This window comes from Streptomyces sp. Je 1-332 (assembly GCF_040730185.1).
Lineage (GTDB): Bacteria > Actinomycetota > Actinomycetes > Streptomycetales > Streptomycetaceae > Streptomyces.
Window position 1 is genome coordinate 3,659,428 of sequence record NZ_CP160402.1, and the last position, 22,475, is coordinate 3,681,902.

The 22,475-nt window shown below is 71.8% G+C and carries 19 protein-coding genes and 1 pseudogene; 12 read left to right on the forward strand and 8 right to left on the reverse strand.

Going from position 1 to position 22,475, the window contains the following annotated elements; genetic code table 11:
• Positions 1–527: 527 nt before the first annotated feature.
• Positions 528–1,466: a DUF3027 domain-containing protein gene (locus tag ABXJ52_RS16390; protein WP_367043121.1), complete on the reverse strand. Its 939-nt coding sequence runs from the start codon at positions 1,464–1,466 to the stop codon at positions 528–530.
• A 374-nt stretch (positions 1,467–1,840) separates the two neighbouring features.
• Here ABXJ52_RS16390 and ABXJ52_RS16395 point away from each other — a divergent pair, with 374 nt between their 5' ends.
• The 4 genes from ABXJ52_RS16395 (at position 1,841) to ABXJ52_RS16410 (ending at position 5,347) form a co-directional block, all read left to right on the forward strand.
• Positions 1,841–3,226 carry an MFS transporter gene (locus tag ABXJ52_RS16395; protein WP_367049093.1) on the forward strand — a complete coding sequence of 462 codons (1,386 nt, stop codon included), beginning with the start codon at positions 1,841–1,843 and terminating at the stop codon, positions 3,224–3,226.
• Positions 3,227–3,304: 78 nt separating this feature from the next.
• Positions 3,305–3,814, forward strand: a complete 510-nt coding sequence (locus tag ABXJ52_RS16400) for a DUF2771 domain-containing protein (protein WP_367043122.1) — start codon at positions 3,305–3,307, stop codon at positions 3,812–3,814.
• Entirely contained in the window at positions 3,784–4,473 is a 690-nt protein-coding gene (locus ABXJ52_RS16405; protein ID WP_367043123.1) for a futalosine hydrolase, read from the forward strand. The genes ABXJ52_RS16400 and ABXJ52_RS16405 overlap by 31 nt, the downstream gene beginning before the upstream one ends.
• Entirely contained in the window at positions 4,466–5,347 is an 882-nt protein-coding gene (locus tag ABXJ52_RS16410; RefSeq protein ID WP_367043125.1) for a 1,4-dihydroxy-6-naphthoate synthase, read from the forward strand. The genes ABXJ52_RS16405 and ABXJ52_RS16410 overlap by 8 nt, the downstream gene beginning before the upstream one ends.
• A gap of 1 nt (position 5,348) precedes the next feature.
• Here ABXJ52_RS16410 and ABXJ52_RS16415 read toward each other — a convergent pair whose 3' ends face one another.
• Positions 5,349–5,732 carry a cold-shock protein gene (locus ABXJ52_RS16415; protein ID WP_055701393.1) on the reverse strand — a complete coding sequence of 128 codons (384 nt, stop codon included), beginning with the start codon at positions 5,730–5,732 and terminating at the stop codon, positions 5,349–5,351.
• A 181-nt stretch (positions 5,733–5,913) separates the two neighbouring features.
• Between ABXJ52_RS16415 and ABXJ52_RS16420 the strand changes: the two genes are divergently transcribed.
• Positions 5,914–6,165, forward strand: coding sequence for a hypothetical protein (locus ABXJ52_RS16420; protein WP_367043126.1), 252 nt, complete (start codon positions 5,914–5,916; stop codon positions 6,163–6,165).
• Positions 6,166–6,171: 6 nt separating this feature from the next.
• Here ABXJ52_RS16420 and ABXJ52_RS16425 read toward each other — a convergent pair whose 3' ends face one another.
• Complete coding sequence (locus ABXJ52_RS16425; protein WP_367043128.1) at positions 6,172–6,795, reverse strand: HAD family hydrolase; 624 nt, start codon at positions 6,793–6,795, stop codon at positions 6,172–6,174.
• Positions 6,796–6,926: 131 nt separating this feature from the next.
• Between ABXJ52_RS16425 and ABXJ52_RS16430 the strand changes: the two genes are divergently transcribed.
• The 4 genes from ABXJ52_RS16430 to ABXJ52_RS16445 are packed head-to-tail and all read left to right on the forward strand — an operon-like array spanning position 6,927 to position 10,907.
• Positions 6,927–7,925, forward strand: coding sequence for an iron ABC transporter permease (locus ABXJ52_RS16430; RefSeq protein ID WP_367043130.1), 999 nt, complete (start codon positions 6,927–6,929; stop codon positions 7,923–7,925).
• A 38-nt stretch (positions 7,926–7,963) separates the two neighbouring features.
• Positions 7,964–9,061 (forward strand): iron chelate uptake ABC transporter family permease subunit, encoded by a 1,098-nt coding sequence (locus tag ABXJ52_RS16435; RefSeq protein ID WP_367043132.1) that lies wholly within the window; start codon positions 7,964–7,966, stop codon positions 9,059–9,061.
• Positions 9,058–9,918 (forward strand): ABC transporter ATP-binding protein, encoded by an 861-nt coding sequence (locus tag ABXJ52_RS16440; protein ID WP_367043134.1) that lies wholly within the window; start codon positions 9,058–9,060, stop codon positions 9,916–9,918. The genes ABXJ52_RS16435 and ABXJ52_RS16440 overlap by 4 nt, the downstream gene beginning before the upstream one ends.
• Positions 9,915–10,907, forward strand: a complete 993-nt coding sequence (locus tag ABXJ52_RS16445; RefSeq protein ID WP_367043136.1) for an iron-siderophore ABC transporter substrate-binding protein — start codon at positions 9,915–9,917, stop codon at positions 10,905–10,907. Before ABXJ52_RS16440 ends, ABXJ52_RS16445 begins: the two co-directional genes overlap by 4 nt.
• Positions 10,908–11,058: 151 nt before the next feature.
• Here ABXJ52_RS16445 and ABXJ52_RS16450 read toward each other — a convergent pair whose 3' ends face one another.
• The 3 genes from ABXJ52_RS16450 to ABXJ52_RS16460 form a co-directional block, all read right to left on the reverse strand.
• Positions 11,059–11,844, reverse strand: a complete 786-nt coding sequence (locus tag ABXJ52_RS16450; RefSeq protein WP_367043137.1) for an ABC transporter permease — start codon at positions 11,842–11,844, stop codon at positions 11,059–11,061.
• Positions 11,841–12,818 carry an ATP-binding cassette domain-containing protein gene (locus ABXJ52_RS16455; protein WP_367043139.1) on the reverse strand — a complete coding sequence of 326 codons (978 nt, stop codon included), beginning with the start codon at positions 12,816–12,818 and terminating at the stop codon, positions 11,841–11,843. The genes ABXJ52_RS16450 and ABXJ52_RS16455 overlap by 4 nt, the downstream gene beginning before the upstream one ends.
• Positions 12,819–12,907: 89 nt before the next feature.
• Complete coding sequence (locus tag ABXJ52_RS16460) at positions 12,908–13,582, reverse strand: DUF4097 family beta strand repeat-containing protein (RefSeq protein WP_367043140.1); 675 nt, start codon at positions 13,580–13,582, stop codon at positions 12,908–12,910.
• 222 nt (positions 13,583–13,804) lie between these two features.
• Between ABXJ52_RS16460 and ABXJ52_RS16465 the strand changes: the two genes are divergently transcribed.
• The gene (locus ABXJ52_RS16465) at positions 13,805–14,557 is read left to right on the forward strand and encodes a helix-turn-helix domain-containing protein (RefSeq protein WP_367043141.1); all 753 of its coding nucleotides are present in this window, start codon (positions 13,805–13,807) and stop codon (positions 14,555–14,557) included.
• A gap of 27 nt (positions 14,558–14,584) precedes the next feature.
• On the opposite strand, the gene ABXJ52_RS16470 is transcribed toward ABXJ52_RS16465, so the two are convergent.
• Positions 14,585–15,595, reverse strand: coding sequence for a hypothetical protein (locus tag ABXJ52_RS16470; protein WP_367043142.1), 1,011 nt, complete (start codon positions 15,593–15,595; stop codon positions 14,585–14,587).
• A 786-nt stretch (positions 15,596–16,381) separates the two neighbouring features.
• On the opposite strand from ABXJ52_RS16470, the gene ABXJ52_RS16475 reads away from it, so the two are divergent.
• Together ABXJ52_RS16475 and ABXJ52_RS16480 are read left to right on the forward strand one after the other, a co-directional pair.
• Positions 16,382–18,928 (forward strand): helicase-associated domain-containing protein, encoded by a 2,547-nt coding sequence (locus ABXJ52_RS16475; protein ID WP_367043143.1) that lies wholly within the window; start codon positions 16,382–16,384, stop codon positions 18,926–18,928.
• Between the two features lie 102 nt (positions 18,929–19,030).
• Entirely contained in the window at positions 19,031–20,674 is a 1,644-nt protein-coding gene (locus ABXJ52_RS16480) for a DNA repair helicase XPB (RefSeq protein ID WP_367043145.1), read from the forward strand.
• A gap of 4 nt (positions 20,675–20,678) precedes the next feature.
• On the opposite strand, the pseudogene ABXJ52_RS16485 reads toward ABXJ52_RS16480, so the two are convergent.
• Positions 20,679–21,668: pseudogene (locus tag ABXJ52_RS16485) on the reverse strand (glycosyltransferase 87 family protein); the annotation flags it as partial.
• Between the last annotated feature and the right edge of the window lie 807 nt (positions 21,669–22,475).

A 22,475-nucleotide genomic window follows, 5' to 3' on the forward strand; every position in this document is an offset into this window, starting at 1 on the left:
CGAACGGTACCGCGTCCTGCGGTTTCCCCGACGCGGGTGGCTGGCCGCCTGGCTGGACCGCACCTGCCCTGCCGGGGGCGGCGGGATCCCGACCGCGAGCCGGCGGCCGCCTTCCGCGCTCCGCGCGAGCCTTTCCCACCCACCCACCCGATCACCCCGCAGCACGGTCCCTCACCGTAGGAGCACTGAGACTGCAGCAAGTTCACTGCCTGCAGGCCGACGCACTTCCCGCGCTCCGCGCGGGGTGTTTCCCGCCCACCCACCCGAGCACCCCGGGGTAATCGGGTGGGTGGGCGGGAAAGATCCGCGCGGAGCGCGGTGCTGAAAGCCGGCAGGCCGCAGTCAAGAAACAGGCCGGGCCAACGAAGACGAGCCGCCGGGCGAACGGGTGGGTGGGTGGGGTGAGCCCGCGCGGAGCGCGGTAGGGCCTCTGCCGGGTTGCAGGCGAGGGAGGGGCCCGGACAGCACCCGCAGGGGGGCACAGCCCCGGTCGCGGGGCGAGCCCGAGCCGTCCCCCCAGCGGGAGCTCAGCTGTGGCCGAGTTCCTCCGGAGCCCCCTCCACCGGCACCGAGCCGGAGTCGGGAGCGGGCCGCAGGGGGAGGACGTCCACCCGGGTCTCGTCGAGGACGGGCGCGGCGGGCCGCGACGGAGTCGGCATCACGGCCGCCTCCGAGTGGCCCCCGCAGCCGTACGCCAGGGAGACCACGTGCCCGTCCGCGGGGCCGAACTCGTTGGCGCACACACCGAACGCCTGCCCGAGCGATCCGCCGATCGGGGCAAGGAAGCCACAGCTGACGCAGGACGCGGGCGCGGCCTGCGCCATCGCCGTCTTCGCGCCGTGCGACTCCTCCCAGCGATCGGCCGCGGTGTGCAGCCCGTACCGGGAAAGGACGCGCGCCCGGCGCATGCCCAGCTCGTCGGCGATCGCGGCGATCGAACCGCGCGCGGGCGCCGCGGGCAGCTCGGCGGGCGAGCCCGCCGTCACTTCCGCGTCCTCCGCCTCGACCAGCTCCGCCATCTCTTCCGAGAACACGGAGTTCGGCGGCGGCTCCTCCTCGCCCGAGTAGCCGGGCTCCAGGCGCAGGTCCTCCGCGTCGGTGGGGAGCAGGTCCCCGGGGCCCATGTCACCGGGGCGCAGCCGCTCGCTCCACGGCACCCACTCGGGGGCCAGCAGGGCGTCGGGACCCGGCAGCAGCACCGTCTCGTCGAGCGTGACGACCTTGGCGCGCGAGGCGCGGGCCACCGTCACGGCCCAGCGCCAGCCGCGGTAACCGAAGTCCTTGCACTCGAACAGGTGCGTGACGACGCGGTCGCCCTCGACCACGGCCTCGACGTGCTCGCCGACCACACCGGGCGCGGCGGCCTCCTCGGCCGCGTCCCGGGCCAGTCCCACCGCCTCGGCGCACAGGCGGTCGGGAGTACGCGGGGTACGCGGGGTACGGCTTCGCGTTGTCGCTGCGCTCACAGGTATCGCTTCTCCATTACGCCGTCTCACGAGTGCGCCACCCATACGCGGGAGTGCGGACGGAGCGGACCGGAGGGCCGCGTCGACGTCCGCGCCCGAACGTCCTCGGGCGCACCTACGTCATCCATTCTGCGGGATGACCGAGAGGCGCGCGGCCAAGAACAACCGCCGCAGGCGCGCTACGCACGCTACCTTCTCCTGGCCCCTGGGCCTACACCGGCGTGTCCGCCCCTCTGCCGCGGGCCCGGTCCGATGCCGCTTCGCGGCGGTTTTCCCGGCCGCCCACCCGATTACCGGGCAGTCGATACGCGCTAGCGCGGGCCATAAGGGGGCACTATGACGAGGTGGCTGCCGCAAGGTCGTCGTCCCAGGGCATCAGCGGACGGGGTTCGGTGCTGAACCGGGCCGCCCGCTCGATCGGCCGCGCCCTGCACCTGCCCTTCACCGGCACGGCCCGCGGCATCCGCAAGGCCACGCACGCGCACGGCGCGGGCGAGTCGGGGCTCGGCAAACTCATCGAGCTGCACGCGGTGAACGGCGCGGGTGACGTCATGATCACCATCGCGCTCGCGTCGACGGTCTTCTTCTCCGTCCCCACGGACGAGGCGCGCGGCCGCGTCGCCCTCTACCTCGCCATCACCATGGCGCCCTTCACCCTGCTCGCCCCCGTCATCGGCCCCCTCCTGGACCGCCTCCCGCACGGCCGCCGCTACGCGATGGCCGCCGCGATGCTGGCCCGCGCCCTCCTCGCCCTGCTGCTGTCCGAGGCGGTGATCACCGGGAGCCTTGAGCTCTATCCGGCGGCGCTGGGCGTCCTGGTGGCCTCCAAGGCGTACGGGGTGGTGCGCAGCGCCGTGGTGCCCCGGCTGTTGCCCAAGGGGTTCTCCCTGGTCAAAGCCAACTCCAGAGTCACGCTCGGCGGTCTGCTCGCCACCGGGATCGCGGCCCCGATCGGCGCGGGGCTCCAGGCGCTCGGGCCACGCTGGCCGCTGTACGGCGCCTTCGCGCTGTTCGTCGTCGGGATGATCCTGTCCCTCTCGCTGCCACCGAAGGTCGACTCGGCGAAGGGAGAACACAAGGCGCTGCTCGCCGCCGACGAGGAGCATCTGCATCTGCACGCGCGCGCCGAAGCCGCCACGGACACCTCCAAGAAGCGACGTCTCGGGCTCCGTACGGTCGGGCCCGCCGTCACGCACGCCCTCACCGTCAACGCCTCGCTGCGCTGTCTCTCCGGCTTCCTCATCTTCTTCCTCGCCTTCCTGCTGCGCGAGGAGCCGCTCGGCGGCCAGAGTGCCGCGGTGTCCCTGGGGATAGTGGGGGTCGCGGCCGGCGTGGGCAACGCGCTCGGCACGGCGGTCGGCGCCGGGCTGAGATCGCGGGCGCCGGAGCTCATCATCGTGACCGTCGTCGCCGTCGTCCTCGGTGTGGCGATCACCGCGGCGGTGTTCTTCGGGGCGGTGGGTGTGGCATGCCTCGGCGCGGTGGCGGGCTTCGCGCAGGCCATGTCGAAGCTCTCCCTGGACGCGCTGATCCAGCGGGACGTACCGGAGGAAGTGCGGACCTCCGCCTTCGCCCGCTCGGAGACCATCCTCCAGATGGCGTGGGTGGTGGGCGGCGGAATCGGCATGGCCCTGCCGCTGATCGGGTCACTGGGGCTCGCGGTGGGCGCGGGGATCGTCGCCGTCGGCTGGCTGACGACCGCGCGTGGCCTGCTCTCGGCGGCCCGGCACGGCGGCAAGCGCCGCCCGCGGGTGGCGTGAGCGGGGCAGATCAACGGGTGCGGCACGCCGCGACCCCCACGTGGCGGGACGGCACGGGGTGCCCGATAGCCTTCGCCCATGACCTCCCTGCTCCGCGGCGGAGCCGCACACGTTCTCAAGCCGGCACGCCGTCGCCGTTCCGTGGCCGCCCTCGGCGCTGTGTCCGCCGGACTCCTCGTCCTGTCGGCCTGCGACAAGCCGACGCCGCTCGCCACCGTCACGGTCGGCAGTGACTCGGTGAACACCGAGGCCTCCTGCTACAACGACGGCAAGGAACTCGCGGGTTCCCAGCTCCAGGACTGCCTGAAGGAAACGGACGTCAAGTCCATCAAGGTCGACCCCGACGAGAAGGTCCGCTTCGGCGTCGACCCCGAGGTCGCCGACAAGGGCTGGACGCTCCTGATGAACGGTCAGCCGCTCACCGAGGCCAGCAACAAGACGTACGTCGTCATCCCCGGCAGCGTCTTCTTCAACCAGCAGTACGGCGGCGGCACCAACTCCACCACCGTCAGCCTCCTCGAAGGCGGCAAGGGCTCGGCGGCCAAGGCGACCGGCCTGTGGTCGTTCAAGCTCAAGAAGGACGCCTGACACCTCCCTTGAGGTCCTTTCCCCGCGTACTGGTAGCCACCGCGGTCCCCGCCGAACGGGACGCGGTGGCCGACCGCCTGCCTCCGCACGCCGACGCGATCGCCGTCGGTGTCGGCCCGGCGGCCGCCGGTGCGCACACGGCGGCAGCCCTCGCGCGCGCCTCGTACGACCTGGTGGTCTCCGCCGGGATCGGCGGCGGTTTCCAGCCTGACGCGCCTCTTGGCTCCCTCGTGCTCGCCGACGAGATCACCGCCGCCGATCTGGGCGCCGCGACGCCCGACGGCTTCCTGCCCGTCACCGAACTCGGCTTCGGCGCCGTGACCCACCGGCCGCCGCCTTCCCTCGTACGGGACCTGGCCGCGGCCTGCGGCGCCGCCACCGGCACCGTCCTGACCGTCTCCACCGTGACCGGCTCCGCCGAGCGCGCCGCCGAGCTGCGGCGACGCCATCCGCGGGCCCTCGCCGAGGCGATGGAGGGGTTCGGGGTCGCCGAGGCCGCCGCCGCGTACGGGCTGCCCGCCCTGGAGATACGCGCCATCTCCAACGCCGTCGGGCCCCGGGACCGCGGAGCCTGGCGGATCGGCGAGGCGCTGGGCGCGCTGGGGGACGCGTTCGGGAAATTCGCGCCCGTACTGGAGAGTTGGAACCGGCATGACTGAATCACCCGCGCAGGACGCCCACGACGCGAACACCCTGCGGATCGCTTTCTCGCCCTGCCCGAACGACACGTTCGTCTTCGACGCCTGGGCCCACGGCCGCGTACCGGACGCGCCCGCGCTCGATGTCACGTTCGCCGACATCGACATCACCAACGGCGTGGCCGAACGCGGCTCGGACGAGTTCGACGTAATGAAGGTGTCGTTCGCCGTGCTGCCCTACGTCCTCGACGAGTACGCGCTGCTGCCGTGCGGCGGGGCTCTGGGGCGTGGCTGCGGCCCGCTGGTCCTGACCCGGGAGGCCGGGGTCGACCTGACGGGCAAGACGGTCGCCGTGCCGAGCGAGCGGTCGACGGCGTACCTGCTGTTCCGGCTCTGGGCCGCGGACACCGTGGCCGGCGGTGTGGGCGAGATCGTGGTGCTGCCCTTCGACCAGATCATGCCCGCGGTGCGGGACGGCAAGGTCGACGCGGGACTCGTCATCCACGAGGCGCGTTTCACCTATCAGAACTACGGGCTCCACCGCCTCGCCGACATGGGCGAGCACTGGGAGGACACCACGGGCCTGCCCATCCCGCTGGGCGCGATCATCGCCAGGCGGTCGCTCGGCGCGGACCGGCTGCGGCAGCTCGCGGACGCGGCACGCACCTCGGTCCGCATGGCCTGGGACGACCCCGAGGCCTCGCGTCCCTATGTGCAGGAGCACGCCCAGGAGATGGACCCGGCAGTCGCCGACCAGCACATCGGCCTGTACGTGAACGAGTTCACGGCCGACCTCGGTGAGAACGGCTACGCGGCGATCCGCGGGCTGCTGACGCGCGCCGCGGCGGAGGGGCTCGTTCCGCCCCTCGCGCCGACCGCGCTCGCGTTTCCCTGAACTAGACGTCCAGCTGGTCCGCGACCGCCCGCAGCAGGCCGGCGATCTTCGCGCCCGACGCCTTGTCGGGGTAGCGGCCCTTCTCCAGCATCGGCGTGATGTTTTCCAGGAGGGTCGTCAAGTCCTGGACGATGGACGCCAGTTCGTCCGGCTTGCGCCGCTGCGCGGCCGCGACGGACGGCGTCGGGTCGAGGATCGTCACCGACAGGGCCTGGTCACCGCGCTGGCCCGCGACGACGCCGAACTCGACGCGCTGGCCGGGCTTGAGTGTGTCGACACCTGCGGGCAGTACGGAGGAGTGCACGAAGACGTCGCCGCCGTCATCGCGGGAGAGGAAGCCGAAGCCCTTCTCGCTGTTGAACCACTTGACCTTGCCGGTAGGCACCTGAAGTCCTCGTCCTCGTACTTGTCGTCGTACGTCGTCGTACGCGTCTATGCCGCGGAAAACGGCTCTGGATAGCACTACAGCGGGTCGCCCGACCCGCCGGAACCAAGACTATTGGTCCGGGAGCCGGTGACAAGACGTCCCCGGATTCTTCCTTCGCGCTGGGAACTACCCTGGTCGGGTGCGTGACAAAACCCAAGCGAGTTCCGCCGGACCGGGCGATGGCCTGGTCCGTACCGGAGCGATCATCTTCTTCGTCGGAGCTGTGGCCACTCTGGTCACGGTGGCCCCACTGTTCCTCGGCACCGAGCCCTTTCCGTCCATCGCCTACGCGGTGTGCATGCTGATGGGCGTCGGCTTCGTCGTCGCCGTGGCGGGAGTGCTGCGCGGTATCGCCGTACAGCGCCGCCAGGCCAGATCGGCGGCCACCTGACAGCTCTCAAGCGGCGTTCGCGACGTACCCGTCGAGCCAGGCGGGGAACTCCGTCAGGTCGCTGAGCACCACGTCCGCGCCCGCCGCGCGCAGTTCCGCTGCGTCGCACGGCCCGGTCGCCACCGCGACGGACAGCGCGCCCGCCGTACGCGCGCCGCGTACATCACCGGTGTGGTCACCGACGTACACCGCCGCGTCGTGCTCGCGCAGCGCCTCCGCCTTGGCCTCGGCCCACAGCCAGCCGATCACCGCGTCCGCCTCGATGCCGAGGTGCGCCAGGTGGAGCTTCGCGTTCGGCTCGTGCTTGGCGGTCACCACGATCGCCCGGCCACCGTGCGAGCGGACGGCCGCCACGGCCTCACGGGCGCCGGGCATCGCGAGCGTGGGGGCGATGGCGTATGTGGGATAGATCTCACGGTAGCGGTCGCCCATCTCCTGGATCCGCTCCGCGGGGAACCAGTTGCGCAGCTCCTCCTCCAGGGGCGGGCCGAGCCGGCTGATCGCGAGATCGGCGTCTATATACGTTCCGGTCTCGGCGGACAGGGCCAGATAGGCCTCTTTGATGCCGGGGCGGGAGTCGATCAGGGTCATGTCGAGGTCGAAGCCGACCGTCGGAGCGCGTGAGGTCATGAGGCCATTGTGCAGAGGCCCGACGCGTGGGTGACGGGCACTGGGGTCGCCCTTACGATTGGCGCTCAGCGCTCAGCCAGGCCCTACCGAGCTTTCCGTTCAGCCCCGCCGAACCGAAACGAGCTCAGCCGATGCGTGTGCCCGCCAGACGCGCCGTCACGATGACGGCGGCCGTCGTGGCCCTGCTGCTCGCGGTGCTGCTCAGCCTCTCCGTCGGCGCCCGCGCCATCGCGCCGTCCGCCGTCATCGACGCCCTGCTGCACGGCGGGCACAGCGACGCCGCCGAGGTCGTCCGCGAGATGCGGGTGCCGCGCACGCTCATCGGCCTGATGGTCGGCGCCGCGCTCGCCCTCGCCGGCACGGTCCTGCAGGGCATCACCCGCAACCCCATCGCCGACCCCGGCATCCTCGGCGTCAGCCAGGGCGCGTCGGTGGGCGTGGTGCTGGCGATCGCCTTCGCGGGCGTGCACACCCTGACCGGATACGTCTGGTACGCCTTCGTCGGCGCGGGCATCGCGTCCGTCGCGGTGTACGCGATCGCCGCGAGCGGACGGGGCGGTGCCACCCCCGTGAAGCTCGCGCTCGGCGGGGCCGCGATCAACGCCCTGCTGGTGTCCGTGACCACCGGGATCCTCACCACCAAGGCGTCCGCCCTGGACGAGTTCCGTTTCTGGCAGGTGGGCTCGCTCTCCGGGCGTGACGCGGAGATAGCCGGGCAGATCTGGCCGTTCCTCCTGGTGGGGCTCGTCCTCGTACTGTCCGTGGCACGCGGACTCGACGCGCTCGCCCTCGGCGAGGACGTGGCCAAGGGGCTCGGCCAGAAGGTCGCGACGGTGCGGATCGTCGGCGGACTCGGGGCGACCGTCCTGACCGGGGCCGGGGTCGCGGCGGCCGGCCCCATCGCCTTCATCGGCCTCGCGGTCCCGCACATCGCCCGCGCGATCGTGGGCAGCGGACACCGCTGCGCGCTGCCGATGGCCGCGGTCCTCGGGCCCGTGATGCTTCTCGTCTCCGACACCGTGGGGCGCATCATCTTCCCGCCGAGCGAGGTGCCGGCCGGGGTGATGACGGCACTGATCGGGGTGCCGTTCTTGGTGGCCTTGGTGCGACGCAGGGCGGTAGCAGCATGAGTGGCCGTTGTGGGCAGGCGTTCCGCAGGGCGGAACGGGTGGGCACAACCCAGGATGCGGGCCCACCGATAAAGCTACGTCCAGCTGGATATGCCGTACTGCGGCTAGGGAAAGCCGCGTTCCTCCTGCACCGCAGGGCAACGGCAACCGCGGTCGGCCTAACCCTGCTCCTGGCGGCGACCAGCCTCACGTACCTCTGCACAGGCGAGTCCTTCGTCGCCCCGGCCGAGGTCCTGAAGGTCCTGACGGGGCAACCATCCCCCGACGAACTGGTGGTGGGAACGCTGCGCGAACCCCGCCTGGCCGTAGCCCTCCTCGTCGGCGCCGCCTTCGGAGTCGCGGGCGCGCTCATCCAGACCGTCGCCCGCAACCCCCTGGCGAGCCCCGACATCATCGGCATCAGCCAGGGCGCGAGCGCCCTGACGGTGGGCGCGATGACCCTCGGGGTCACCTCCGCCACCGTCCTGCCCTACCTCTCGGTACTCGGCGGCATCGCGGCCGCCGCCCTCGTGTACGTCTTCGCCTGGCGCGGCGGCCTGCACGCCACCCGCTTCGTGCTCATCGGCATCGGCTTCGCGATCGCCCTGCGCTCCCTCACCACGCTCTTCATGACCAAGGGCGACCATCTCGTCGCCCAGCAGGCGCAGATCTGGATGACGGGCAGCCTCAACGGCCGTGGCTGGACGGAGGCGTCGCCCCTCGCCCTGACCCTGCTCGTCCTGCTCCCGTTCGTGTTCTGGGCCGCCCGCGCCCAGCGCTCGGTGACCATGGACGACGACACGGCGACCGCCCTCGGGACTCGCCTCGGGCACGTACGCCTCGGTCTCGTCCTGCTCGGCGTCGTCCTCGCATCGGTGGCGACGGGCGCCGCGGGCCCCGTCGACTTCGTGGCGCTGCTCGCCCCGCAGACCGCCCGCAGGCTGACCCGCACCGCGCAGATCCCGCTGCTCTGCTCGGCGTTGACCGGCGCGCTGGTCCTGGTCATCGCCGACCTGCTGGCCCGGCGGCTCTTCTCGCCCACCGAACTGCCGGTCGGCGTCCTGACGGCGGCCGTCGGAGCCCCGTACCTGATCTGGCTGATCGTGCGAAGCCACGGCGACCGCAGCCGTTCCGTCCGCAATGGAGGCACCTCGTGACCGCCGCCGCCCGCCTCAGCGCCCGCGAGCTGACCCTCGCCTACGAGGACCGCGAGGTCGTGCACGAGCTCGACCTCGTCGTGCCCGACGGGAGGGTCACGGTCATCGTCGGCCCCAACGCGTGCGGGAAGTCGACCACGCTGCGCGCGCTCGGCCGCCTCCTCAGGCCCAGGCGCGGCGCGGTCCTGCTCGACGGCGGCGCGCTCGCCGAACTGCCGACCAAGAAGATCGCCCAGCAGATCGGGCTGCTGCCGCAGACGCCCGTAGCGCCCGAGGCCATCACCGTCGCCGACCTCGTCGCGCGCGGCCGCCAGCCGCACCAGCGCTGGTGGCAGCAGTGGTCCGTCGAGGACGAGCGGGCCGTGACGGAGGCGATGGAGCGTACCGACGTGGCCACGCTCGCCGAGCGGCCCGTGGACGAGCTGTCGGGCGGTCAGCGCCAGCGGGTGTGGATCGCGATGGCCATCGCGCAGGAGACGGACATCCTGCTCCTGGACGAGCCGACCACGTATCTCGACATCGCGCATCAGGTCGAAGTGCTCGACCTGGTGCGCCAGTTGGCCGCCGAGGGGCCCGACGGCGAGCGCGGCAGGACCGTGGTCGTCGTGCTGCACGACCTCAACCAGGCCGCCCGGTACGCCGATCACCTCGTCGCCATGAAGTCGGGCCGGATCGTCGCCGAGGGCGCGCCCGCCGACGTCGTCACCGAGGATCTCGTACGCGAGGTGTTCGGTCTGGAGTGTGTGGTGGTACCGGATCCGGTGACGGGGTCGCCACTGGTGGTCCCCGGCGCTCCCTGGGCCGCCGAGCCGCGCCCGCACCCCTCGTCCGACCGAAAGGTGGCCCAGAAACCATGACCTCACAGACCAGCTCCGCGAACCGCCGCCGTGCCCTCGCGGCAGGCGCCCTCGCCCTCGGCGGCACGCTCGCGCTCTCCGCCTGCGGGTCGTCGGACTCCGGCAAGAACTCCGACTCCGGTACGGGCACGGGCAGGACGCACGTCGTCAGGACCGCCATGGGTGACGTGAAGGTCCCCGTCGCCCCGAAGCGGGTCGTCGTCCTCGACACGGCCGAGCTGGACTCCGCGATCACGCTGGGCGTGAAGCCGGTCGGCTCCACGCACGTCGAGGCGTCATCCGGCTTCCCGGGCTACCTGCCCAAGGACAAGGTCAGCGGCATCAAGGACGTCGGCGAGATGCTGAACCCGAACATGGAGGCCATCGCGGCCCTCGAACCGGACGTCATCCTCACCAGCAAGATCCGGCACGCCGCGAAGTACGAGCAGCTCAAGCAGATCGCGCCGACGGTGATGACGGAGAACACCGGCCACCCCTGGAAGGAGAACTTCCAGGTGCACGCCGACGCGCTGGGCAAGAAGGCCGAGGCGAAGAAGGTCGTCTCCGCGTACGACGCGCACGCCGAGAAGGTCACCACCGCGGTCGGCGGCCCCGCGAAGGCCAAGGCGACGGAGGTCAACGTCGTGCGTTTCGTGGAGGGCGCGGACATCCGCATCTACGGCGAGCAGACGTACGTCGCCACGCTCCTCGATGACGTGGGCCTTGGCCGCCCCGCCGTCGCCGCCAAGGCCAAGGACGGGTTCTCGTACGACGTGTCGCCCGAGAAGATCGACCTCGCCGACGCGGACGTCATCTTCCGCTCCACGTACGGCGACCCGAAGAAGTCCAAGCAGACGCAGACCGTCGGCAGCAGCCTGTGGAAGAACATGGACGCGGTGAAGAAGGGCAACGTCCACACGGTCGACGACGAGCTGTGGATCCAGGGCATCGGTTACACGGCGGCGAACAAGATCCTGGACGAGATGCAGCAGGCGCTGACGAAGAAGTAGGCGGCGCGGGGGAAGCCGGGAGAAGCGGAACGAGGCGGCGCACTCCGACGTGGTGTCGGTGTGCGCCGCCTCGGGGGGTGGCTCGGGGGCTGAGCGGACGAGCTGCGGGTGCTGCCCGCGGGGCCGTGACGGCTTCGCGGTGTCATGGGACCTACTTCGGGTCCTCGTTGAACTTCGACTTGGACCAGTAGTAGCCGAGCACGGTCAGTCCCAGGCACCAGGCGACGGCGATCCAGCCGTTGTTGCCGATCTCGCTGCCGAGCAGGAGGCCGCGCAGGGTTTCGATGGCCGGGGTGAAGGGCTGGTACTCGGCGATGGGCTGGAACCAGCCCGGCATCGAGCCGACCGGGATGAAGGCGCTGGACAGGAGCGGCAGCAGGATCATCGGCATGGCGTTGTTGCCGGCGGCCTCGGCGTTCGGGCTGACCAGGCCCATGCCGACGGCGACCCAGGTGAGTGCCATGGCGAACAGGACGAGCAGCCCGAAGGCGGCGAGCCACTCCAGGGCCGTGGCGTCGGTGGAGCGGAACCCGATGGCCACGCCGACGGCGCCGACCAGGACCACGCTCATGACCGTCTGGAGGACGCTGCCGACCACGTGCCCGATGAGCACCGAACCGCGGTGGATGTTCATGGTGCGGAAGCGGGCGATGATGCCCTCGGTCATGTCGTTGGAGACGGACACCGCGGTCCCGATCACGGTGGAGCCGATGGTCATCAGCAGGATGCCCGGGACGATGTAGGCGATGTAGTCGGAGCGGTCCGCGCCGCCGATGCCCGCGCTCATCACGTCGCCGAAGATGTAGACGAAGAGCAGCAACAGCATGACCGGGGTGAGCAGCAGGTTCAGGGTGAGGGACGGGTAGCGCCGGGCGTGCAGGAGGTTGCGGCGCAGCATCGTGTTCGAGTCGCGGACGGCGAGGGCGAGGGAGCTCATCGGGCGTTCTCCTTGGTTCGGGCGGGCTGCTCGGCGGGCTGGCTGGGGAGGGTGGTCGGACCGGTGAGGGCGAAGAAGACGTCGTCGAGGTCGGGGGTGTGGACGGTGAGTTCGTCGGCCTCGATGCCGGCCGAGTCGAGCCGGTCGAGGATGGAGCGCAGTTCGCGCTGGGTGCCATCGCTGAGGATCTGGAGGGCGAGTGCTTCGTCGTCGCGGGTGACGTCGTCGAGGGCGGTGGCGGCGGTGCGGTAGGCGTCGGGGTCGGTGAAGCGCAGCCGTACGTGGCCGCCGGGGATGAGTCGCTTCAACTCCTCGGCCGTGCCTTCGGCCGCGATCTTGCCGTCGTTCAACACGGCGATGCGGTCGGCGAGTTCGTCGGCCTCTTCGAGGTACTGGGTGGTGAGGAAGACGGTGACGCCATCGGAGACCAGCTCCCGGATGATGGCCCACATGTTGTGGCGGGAGCGGGGGTCGAGGCCGGTGGTGGGCTCGTCGAGGAAGATGATCCGCGGGTTGCCGACCAGGGTCATGGCGATGTCCAGGCGGCGCTTCATGCCGCCGGAGTAGGTGGAGGCCGGCTTCTTGGCGGCCTCGGTGAGATCGAACCGCTGAAGGAGTTCGGCGGCGACGCGGCGGCCTTCCCCTCTGGGCAGGTGGTGCAGGTCGGCCATGAGGAGCATGTTCTCCTCGCCGGTGATCAGGCCGTCCACGGCGGAGAACTGACCGGTGACACCGATCGCGGCGCGTACGGCCTGGGGGTCGGCGGCCAGGTCGTGGCCGCCGACGTGCAGGTCTCCGGCGTCGGCGGTGATGAGGGTGGAGAGGATCTTCACGGCGGTGGTCTTGCCCGCGCCGTTCGGCCCGAGCAGTGCGAACACCGACCCTGCCGGAACGGTGAGATCGATGCCGGCGAGCACGGTCTTGTCGCCGTAGGACTTGCGTAGTCCGTTCGCCGCGATGGCGGGGGTGGTCATGGTGGATGCTCCTCGGGGTCTACGGGGGCTGCGGGTTCTGCGAGGCCTACGAGGCCTACGAGACTTACGAGGCCTGCGAGCCTTGGGGGTCAGATGCTGCGGGCGGTGATGTCGCCGTAGGCGGTGGTCGCGTGGATGTTCAGGCCGGCGTCGGCGCCGTCGGCGTTCTTGAGCGTGTTGTGGATCCGGCCGAAGGGGGTGCCGGCGTCCAGGGACGCGGAGACTCCGCGGGCGGCGCCGACCGAGATCTCGCCGGACTCCGTCCGCAGGGAGACCGTGCCGTGCACGGCCTCGGCGACGTTGAGATCACCCTTCTGCGTACTGATGTCCGCGGAGCCGCCGAGCCGGCCGACCGAGACGTCACCGGCCTGGAGGGCGAGGCGGGCGCTCGCGGTCTCGTCGAGCTTGACCGTGCCCTGCGCGGCCTCGAAGACGACGTCGCCGAGCCGGCCGACGCCCCGGAATTCCGCGGCGGCGGCCTTCGCCTCGACGCGGGAGCCGGCGGGCAGTTGGACGGTCACCTCCACGGATCCGGAGCCGCTGCCGAGGATGCGGTTCTTCGCCGGGGCGCCCTCGATCCGCAGGACGCCGTCGACGAACTCGACCGTGGTCTGCTCCGCCGCCGTCACGTCGCGGTCCTTCGAGGCGTTCGCGGGCCGGACCTCGACCGCGGTGTCGGCCCGGTCGGCGGCGATGAAGCGGAAGCTGCCCGCAGGGATGTCGAGGACGGTGGAGATCGGGGCGGGGGTGTCGAAGTTCTGCATGGTGTGCTCCTTCGGGTCGTTGTTTCCGACATGAGAAAAGCTACGTTGCGTTCACGACCCTGGCAACAACTTTGTTGCACGCAGAACACAAACTCCCAGTTCAACTCCCCTTTTTCGTTGCAACGCTTCAGAAGGTAACGCAACGTCAATCACCTGTGCGTTGCAATAGACTGAGAGCGAACGCTATGGTGAGGGCATCCGAGGAGTACGAAGGAGATCGCGATGCCGGGCGGCAGACTCACTCAGCAGGAACGTCAGCAGATCGCGCTGGGGCTGGCCGACGGCCTCGCCTACGCGGAGATCGCCAGACGCCTCGACCGTCCGACCTCGACGATCACGCGCGAGGTGATGCGCAACGGCGGCCCCACCGCCTACCGCGCCGATCTCGCCCATCGCGCCACCGAACGCCGCACCCACCGCCGCAAGGCCGCGCCCCGGGAGCCGGACACGGCCCCGCAGGCTCACGGACGTGACGCCGAGGCCGTGCGCGAGTTCGAGGAGACGCTCACCACCGTCTTCATGCAGTCGGGAATGCCCAAGATGATGGCCCGGGTCCATGCCTGCCTGTGCACCACCGACTCGGGCAGCCTCACGGCGTCCGAACTCGTCCAGCGCCTTCAGGTCAGCCCGGCGTCCATCTCCAAGGCGATCACGTTCCTGGACGGCCAGGGCCTCATCCGCCGGGAGCGCGACGAACGCCGCCGCGAGCGCTACGTCGTCGACGACGACATCTGGTACCAGGCCATGATGGCCAGCGCCCGCTCCACCGCCCACGTCGTGCAGACCGCACGGCAGGGCGTCGGCATCCTCGGTCCCGGTACGCCGGCCGCCGCCCGACTCGAGAACATCGCGCGCTTCCTCGACTTCGTCAGCGAGAGCATCGCCCGCGCCGCGGACCAGGCCCGCGAGGTTCTCCACACGAAGCCCGGGGCGGCGCCGGACGACAGCGCGGAGCCGGACGCGGACCACGGCTAGGCGCCGCTGCCCGAACTCGGCTGCGGATCAGGGGCGTTGACGCTGTGAGCGCCACAACAGGTAGAGGGCGGAGGCGATGGCGGCGCCGCGTACCACCCACGGCCAGGTCTCGGCCATCGCGTCGCTCATGTGGCCGTCGCGGACGGGGTCGCCCCAGCGGCCTTCGTTCCTGCCCCACAGCCAGGTGATCCCGGCGGCCACGGAAAGCCCCGGCAGACCGATCACGGCCCACTTCGCCTCGGCGCGGCTGAGCCTGCGCGAGGCGTAGGCGAGAAGCCAGCCGCCGCCCAGTGCGAGCCAGTTGCCGAGGATGGCGCCGACGGTGAGGAGGGCTGCGGCGAGCAGGAGGAGGGGGTTGGTGAAGCGGGCCGGGGCGAGGGCTGCGGTGGTGGGGCGGGGGAGGCGGAGGCGACGGCGAGGCCCGGGCAGGGCCTCGTCAACAACTCCTCCTTCCTTCTCCCCGTCGCCCTCATCCTCGGCGGCTTCGTCCTCGTGGCGCTGCTTCGGCGGGGGTTTGAGGAGCTCCGGGATTTCCACGCCGCCGGTAAAGCCCGGCACGGTGTCGGCGAGGCCGAAGGGGCTGCTGTCCACGCGCCACCAGTCGGGCTCGGAGCCGCTCGGACCGAGCTCGTCCGTGCTCGCGAGGTGCGGCGGTGACGGCAGGTCCTCCTCGGGCGGCTCCGGCTTCTCCGCCGCGGGGCGGGGCCGGGGGATCACGCGGCGCGCCCGCTTGGGGCGTTCCTTCGGCTCCGCTGTGCGCTGGGTGGGGACGGCGGGGCGGGGCTCGGCGGTCTTCGGTACGTCACCGCCACCGGAGCCCGCGGCTTCGACGAGGTCTTCGGGGGTGCCGAGGCGGTCCAGGATGCGGCGTATCGCCGCCGGGCTGTCGACCGTGGTCTTCGCCCGGCTCCGGTCGATCTGGTTCCGCAGGTCGGACACGAGGCGCATGCGGGTGCCTGAGGGCAGCTGGTGCTGCTGGGCCAGGTCGCCGACGCGGCTCAAATAGTCGAAGACGAGCTGATCGCTCTCGATCCCCACGAAGTCCCCTCCGGGGTGGTCCTGTTGACGCCTTACCCGTACCCGACGGTACCGCTTCCTGGCGTGGGCGCCCTAACCTCCACCCCCCGCATCCTCCCCTTACCGAACAGACCTCCCCACCCACCCACCCGATCACCCCGCATCCACCCCTGCCGAACAAACCTCTCCCACCCACCCGCCCGATCACCCCGCATCCGCCTCGCCCCGAACAGGCCTTTCCCGCCCACCCGCCCGATTGCCCCGCAGCGACTGGAGTAGTGGGGTGGGGGTGAGGGGCGATCCGCATGGCGCGGAAGAGGGGTGGGGGCCAGCGAGGGTGGGGGTGGCTGTGGGGTGGGCGGGTGACGTACGCGGCGGGGTGGAACCTGCGTTGCAGCCATCCGCAGTCGGCAGCGCGCGCGAGGGGTCGTGTCGGTATGTCTGCCCGGAGCACGGTTCGTGGCGTTCCCTCGCCGAAGTATCAAGTCGGCCACCGGACGATAGCGAGGACGGACATACCGGCGCGGCCCCGCACCCACAGACGAACCAGCCCCGCAGCACCACACGCCCGCAGACGGCAGCGCACGCGAGGGGACGTGCCGGTATGTCTGCCCGGAGCACGGCTCCCGAAAGCCCCGGGGGCCGAAGCAACCCCACGCCCACCGGACGATAGCGAGGACGGGCATACCGGCGCGGCCCCGCACCCACACACGGACCAGCCCCGCAGCGCCACGCACCCGCAGCCGGCAACGAACCCGCGCCCGCAGACGGCGCGGCAGCGTTGGACGAAGCGCTACCGTGAGCCTGATGAGCACCGACGAGCAGCCCCAGCGCCCAGCGGACAGCCCCCGGTCCCTCGCCGAGGCACTCCGCTCCCGTGACGACGCCTCCCTCGGCGCGCTGCTCCACGCCCGCCCCGACCTGCTCACGCCGGTCCCGAACGACCTCACCCAGCTCGCCACCCGCGCAGCCACCCGCGCCTCGGTGGTCCGCGCCCTTGAGCGGCTCGACCGGTTCGCCCAGCAGGTCGCCGAGGCCCTCGCCGTGGCTCCGGAACCAGCGACGTACGAGGAACTGCACGCCCTCGTCGCCGGGGACGAGGAGGGCGGGGAGGCCGATGTCTCCTCCACGCTTCGCGCCGCCGTCGCCACCCTTCGCGAGCAAGCCATCGTCTGGGGCTCCGACGACCGCCTCCGCCTGGTCCGCACCGCACGCGAACTCCTCGCCCCCGCCCCGCAGTACCCCTCCCCCACCGGCCTCGGACCCACCGTCGCCGAGGCCACCGCGGGCATGTCGCCGAACCGCATGCAGGACATCGTGGCGGCGGCCGGGCTGCCGTCCACCCATGACGCGGTCTCGGCGGTCCGCTCCCTCACCGAACTCTTCACCGACCGCACCCGCATGTCCGCGCTGCTCGACGAAGCCCCCGCCGAGTCCGTCGAAGTGCTCTCGCGGCTCGTCTGGGGACCGCCGTACGGCCAGGTCACCGCCGACCCGGCCCGCCACCTGCGGTGGCTCCTGGACCGCGGGCTGCTGCTTCCGACCGCGCCCGGCACCGTCGTACTCCCCCGCGAGGCGGCCCTGCACCTGCGCGCGGGCCGCGCCCACCGCGTGCTCGAACCGGCTCCGCCCGCCGTCGAGCCGCTGCGCGAACACCGTCCACAGGCTGTGGACGCGGCGGCGGCGAGCCAGGCGTACATGGCGCTCGACACGGTCGAGGAGCTCCTGAAGGACTGGGACGAGGGCGGCCCCACCGTGCTCCGCGCGGGCGGCCTCAGCGTGCGCGACCTGAAGCGGACGGCGGTCGCCCTGGACGTACCCGAGCCGGTGGCGGCGTTCTGGGTCGAACTGGCCTACGCGGCGGGCCTCGTGGCGTCGGACGGCGAGGCGGACGAGCGGTACGCGGCGACGCCCGCCTACGACGACTGGCAGGAACTGCCCGCCGCCGAGCGCTGGTCGATCCTGGCCACGGCATGGCTGACCGCGACCCGCACGGCGGGCCTGATCGGCGGCCGTGACGGCAAGGACCGCACGCTGTCGGCGCTCGGCCCGCACCTGGACCGCTCATCGGCGCCGGAGATCCGCCGCCGCGTGCTCACGCTCCTCACCACCCTGCCGGACGGCGCGAGCCCGACCCCCGAGTCGGTGCTGGCGCGCCTGCGCTGGGAGCGCCCCCCGCGCGGCAGCACGACTTCCGGCACCCCGGGCGCCCCAAGTACATCCCCCGGCACCCACGCCCACGCCAACGCCCCCATGGAACTGCGCGCCCGCATCGCCCAATGGACGCTGAACGAGGCGGAGTTGCTGGGCGTCACGGGACGCGGGGCGCTGTCCGCGCACGGACGGGCGCTGCTCGGTTCCGAGAGCGAGGACGGTTCCGCGGGAGCCGCGGCCCCTCACCCCTCCCCCGCCGAACTCGCCGCTTCCGGCGCCCGAGCCGCCAGACTCCTCGCCCCCCTGCTCCCCGAACCGCTCGACCACGTCCTGCTCCAGGCCGACCTCACGGCCGTGGCCCCGGGCCCGCTGGAGCGCCCGCTCGCCGAGACGCTGTCCGTGCTCGCCGACGTCGAGTCGAAGGGCGGGGCGACGGTGTACCGCTTCACGCCCGGCTCCGTGCGCCGCGCGCTCGACGCGGGCAAGGCCGCATCCGACCTGCACGCTTTCCTGGCCGCGCACTCGCGTACGCCGGTGCCGCAGCCCCTCGCGTACCTCATCGACGACGTGGCCCGTAAACACGGCCACCTGCGGATCGGCGCCGCGTCCGCGTACGTACGCTGCGACGACGAGGCCCTCCTGAACGAGATCCTCGCCGACAAGCGCTCCCAGGGCCTGCGCCTGCGCCGCCTCGCGCCGACCGTGCTCGCCGCGCAGGCCGACCCCGGGGCGCTCCTCGAAGGACTGCGCGGGATGGGCTTCGCGCCCGCCGCGGAGAGCGCCGAGGGCGACGTACTGATCACGCGGGCGCACGCCCACCGCTCGCCGCCCCGCGCCAGACCGGAGCCGGTCCACGACGGGCCGCCGCTGCCCGACACCACCCTGATCGGCACGGCCGTACGCGCCATCCGCGCCGGCGACCTCGCGTCGACCGCGCCCCGCAAGGCGACCCCGGAGAAGGGCGACGCGCTGCCCCGCACCACCGCCGCGGAGACCCTCGCCACGATGCAGGCCGCGGTCCTGACCGGCGAGGCGGTGTGGATCGGCTACGTCAACGCGGAGGGCTCGGCCAGCCAGCGCGTGATCGCCCCGATCCGGGTGGAGGGCGGCTTCGTCACGGCGTACGACCACACGGCGGACGAGGTGAAGACGTACCCCCTGCACCGGGTCACGGGCGTCGCGGAGCTGGCGGACGACTGAGGGAGCCGGGCCGGGCCTGTGACATAGGCGGCCCCGCGGTCCGGGCCGTATGCGCGCGCCATGCGGCACACTGGACGTTTGGCTTACCGAAAGGGTGCGCGCGTGAATGGTCCCCTGATCGTCCAGTCGGACAAGACTCTCCTGCTCGAGGTCGACCACGAGCAGGCGGAGGCCTGCCGCCGTGTCATCGCGCCCTTCGCGGAGCTGGAGCGTGCTCCCGAGCACATCCACACCTACCGCGTGACGCCGCTCGGGCTGTGGAACGCCCGCGCCGCGGGGCACGACGCCGAGCAGGTCGTGGACGCGCTGGTGGAGTTCTCCCGCTACCCCGTGCCGCACGCGCTGCTCGTGGACATCGCCGAGACGATGGCGCGCTACGGCCGGCTCACGCTCTCGAAGCACCCCACGCACGGCCTGGTCCTGACCACCACCGACCGGCCGGTCCTGGAAGAGATCCTGCGCTCCAAGAAGGTGCAGCCACTGGTCGGGGAGCGGGTCGACGCGGACACCGTCGTCGTCCACCCCTCCGAGCGCGGCCAGGTCAAGCAGACCCTCCTGAAGCTGGGCTGGCCCGCCGAGGACCTCGCCGGTTACGTCGACGGCGAGGCGCACCGCATCGACCTCGCGGAGGACGGCTGGGCGCTGCGGCCGTATCAGAAGCAGGCCGTCGAGGGGTTCTGGCACGGCGGCAGTGGTGTGGTCGTGCTGCCCTGTGGAGCCGGAAAGACGCTGGTCGGGGCCGGTGCCATGGCGGAGGCCAAGGCGACGACGCTGATCCTGGTGACCAACACGGTCTCCGCGCGGCAGTGGAAGCACGAGCTGATCAAGCGGACCTCGCTGACCGAGGAGGAGATCGGCGAGTACAGCGGTACGCGCAAGGAGATCCGCCCGGTCACCATCGCCACGTATCAAGTCCTGACGACGAAGCGGAAGGGCGTCTACCCGCACCTCGAACTCTTCGACTCCCGCGACTGGGGCCTGGTCATCTACGACGAGGTTCACCTGCTGCCCGCGCCCGTCTTCAAGTTCACCGCCGACCTCCAGGCGCGGCGGCGGCTCGGCCTGACGGCCACGCTGGTGCGGGAGGACGGCCGCGAGTCGGACGTCTTCTCCCTCATCGGCCCCAAGCGGTTCGACGCTCCGTGGAAGGAGATCGAGGCGCAGGGGTACATCGCGCCCGCGGACTGTGTCGAGGTGCGGGTCAACCTGACGGACTCGGAGCGCCTCGCGTACGCGACGGCCGAGGCCGAGGAGAAGTACCGCTTCTGCGCCACCACCGCCACGAAGCGGAAGGTGACGGAGGCGCTGGTGCGCAAGCACGCCGGGGAGCAGACCCTCGTCATCGGCCAGTACATCGACCAGCTCGACGAACTCGGCGAGCATCTGGACGCGCCGGTCATCAAGGGCGAGACGACGAACGCGCAGCGCGAGAAGCTGTTCGGCGCGTTCCGGGAGGGCGAGATCTCCGTACTCGTCGTCTCGAAGGTCGCGAACTTCTCGATCGACCTGCCCGAGGCTACGGTCGCGATCCAGGTGTCGGGAACGTTCGGCTCCCGGCAGGAGGAGGCGCAGCGGCTTGGTCGTGTGCTGCGTCCGAAGGCCGACGGCCATGAGGCCCGCTTCTACTCCGTCGTGGCGCGGGACACCATCGACCAGGACTTCGCGGCGCACCGGCAGCGGTTCCTCGCGGAGCAGGGTTACGCGTACCGGATCGTGGACGCGGACGAGCTGCTGGCCGACAACTGAGGACGGCTGCGACCGCCAGGGCGAGCAGGGGGTAGGGCGAGGCGAGCGGCTGCTGCCAGTGCGGCAGTTGCAGGTCGAGGCCACCCTGGTGCGGTACGAGCCACAGGGTGCGGGCCGTGAAGAGGGTCGCCACCGCCGCGGTCAGGCGGGGGCGGCCCTCCGCCATGAGCAGGACCAGGAGCGGTACGCACCAGATCCAGTGGTGGGACCAGCTGATGGGTGAGACCAGGAGCGCGGTGGCGGCGGTGATGAGCACGCCGCGGGGTTCGCTGGGCGTGCGGGCGGCGAGCCACAGCCCGAGGGCGGCGATGAGGGCGGCGGGGACGGCCCACAGGAGGCCGGGGTGCGGGTCGTGCGTGACTCTGGCGATGAGCCCTTGCATCGACTGGTTGTCGACGATCCACGCCTTGCCGACGCGGCCGGTCTCGAAGATGCGGCGGGTCCAGAAGTCGACGCTGGCGGCGGGGAGGACCGCCGCGCCGAGCGCGACGGTGCCGATGAGGGCTCCGGTGGCGGTGAGCCCTTCGCGTACGCGACCTGTGAGGAAGAGGTACGCGATGAAGATGGCGGGGGTGAGCTTGATCCCGGCGGCGATGCCGATAGCGATGCCTTTGCCGGGGGTGCCGGGTGCGCGAGTGAGATCCCAGAGGATCAGACAGCCGAGGGCGAGGTTGATCTGCCCGAAGAGGATGGTCTGGAAGACGGGCTCGATCCAGAGCGCGAGGGCGGTGCCCGCGAGGAGGGGGGCGGTGCGGGTGGGGAGGCCGGCGAGGCGGGTGGAGAGGTGGATGAACAGGACGAGGAGGGCGACGTTCCCCGCGAGGAAGGTGAGCTTGAGGGCGGGGAGGGGGAGCCAGGTGGTGGGTACGAAGAGGAGGGCGGCGAAGGGCGGGTAGGTGGCCGGAAGCTTCCACTCGGTGACGGTGAACCCGTAGAGATCCCGCCCACCCACGACGGCGGCGCCCTCCGCCCGGTAGACGAGGGTGTCGGCCATGGGGATGCGTTGAGCGAGGCAGAGGGCGGCGAGGGCGAGGAGGGAGCCGCCGAGGAGGATGACGGCGGGGGCGGACCGCCAGTCCGTCACGCACGGCGACTCACCAACAACAGAGGGTTCCTGCACGCCCGCGACCTTAGTGGACCTCGGGCCCGGTCCGACGGCGGGTACGGGGCCGCGCCGCGCCGTTATGTCCACCCTCGCCATCGCGCGCCGCCTACTGCGGGTGCGTGCGGCTACGGGGCTGGTCCGTGTGTGGGTGCGGGGCCGCGCCGGTATGTCCGTCCTCGCTATCGTCCGGTGACCGCGGGGCTACTTCGCCCCCGGAGCGCCGCGAACCGTGCTCCGGGCAGACATACCGACACGCCCCCTCGCGCGCGCTGCCGACTGCGGGTGCGTGGCGCTACGGAGCTGGTCCGTGTGTGGGTGCGGGGCCGCGCCGGTATGTCCGTCCTCGCTATCGTCCGGTGGCCGGCTTGCTACTTCGCCCCCGGAGCGCCGCGAACCGTGCTCCGGGCAGACATACCGACACGACCCCTCGCGCGCGCTGCCGACTGCGGATGGCTTCAACGCAGGTTCCCTAGCCGCGTACGTCACCCACCCACCCCCACGGCCACCCCGCCCCTCGCTGCCCCCACCCCCACTTCCGCGCCGCCCACCCACCCACCCACCAGGCTGACCACCCCTCCAGTCGCTGCGGGGCAATCGGGCGGGTGGGCGGGAAAGGCCTGTTCGGGGCGAGGCGGATGCGGGGTGATCGGGCGGGCGGGTGGGAGAGGTTTGTTCGGCAGGGGTGGATGCGGGGTG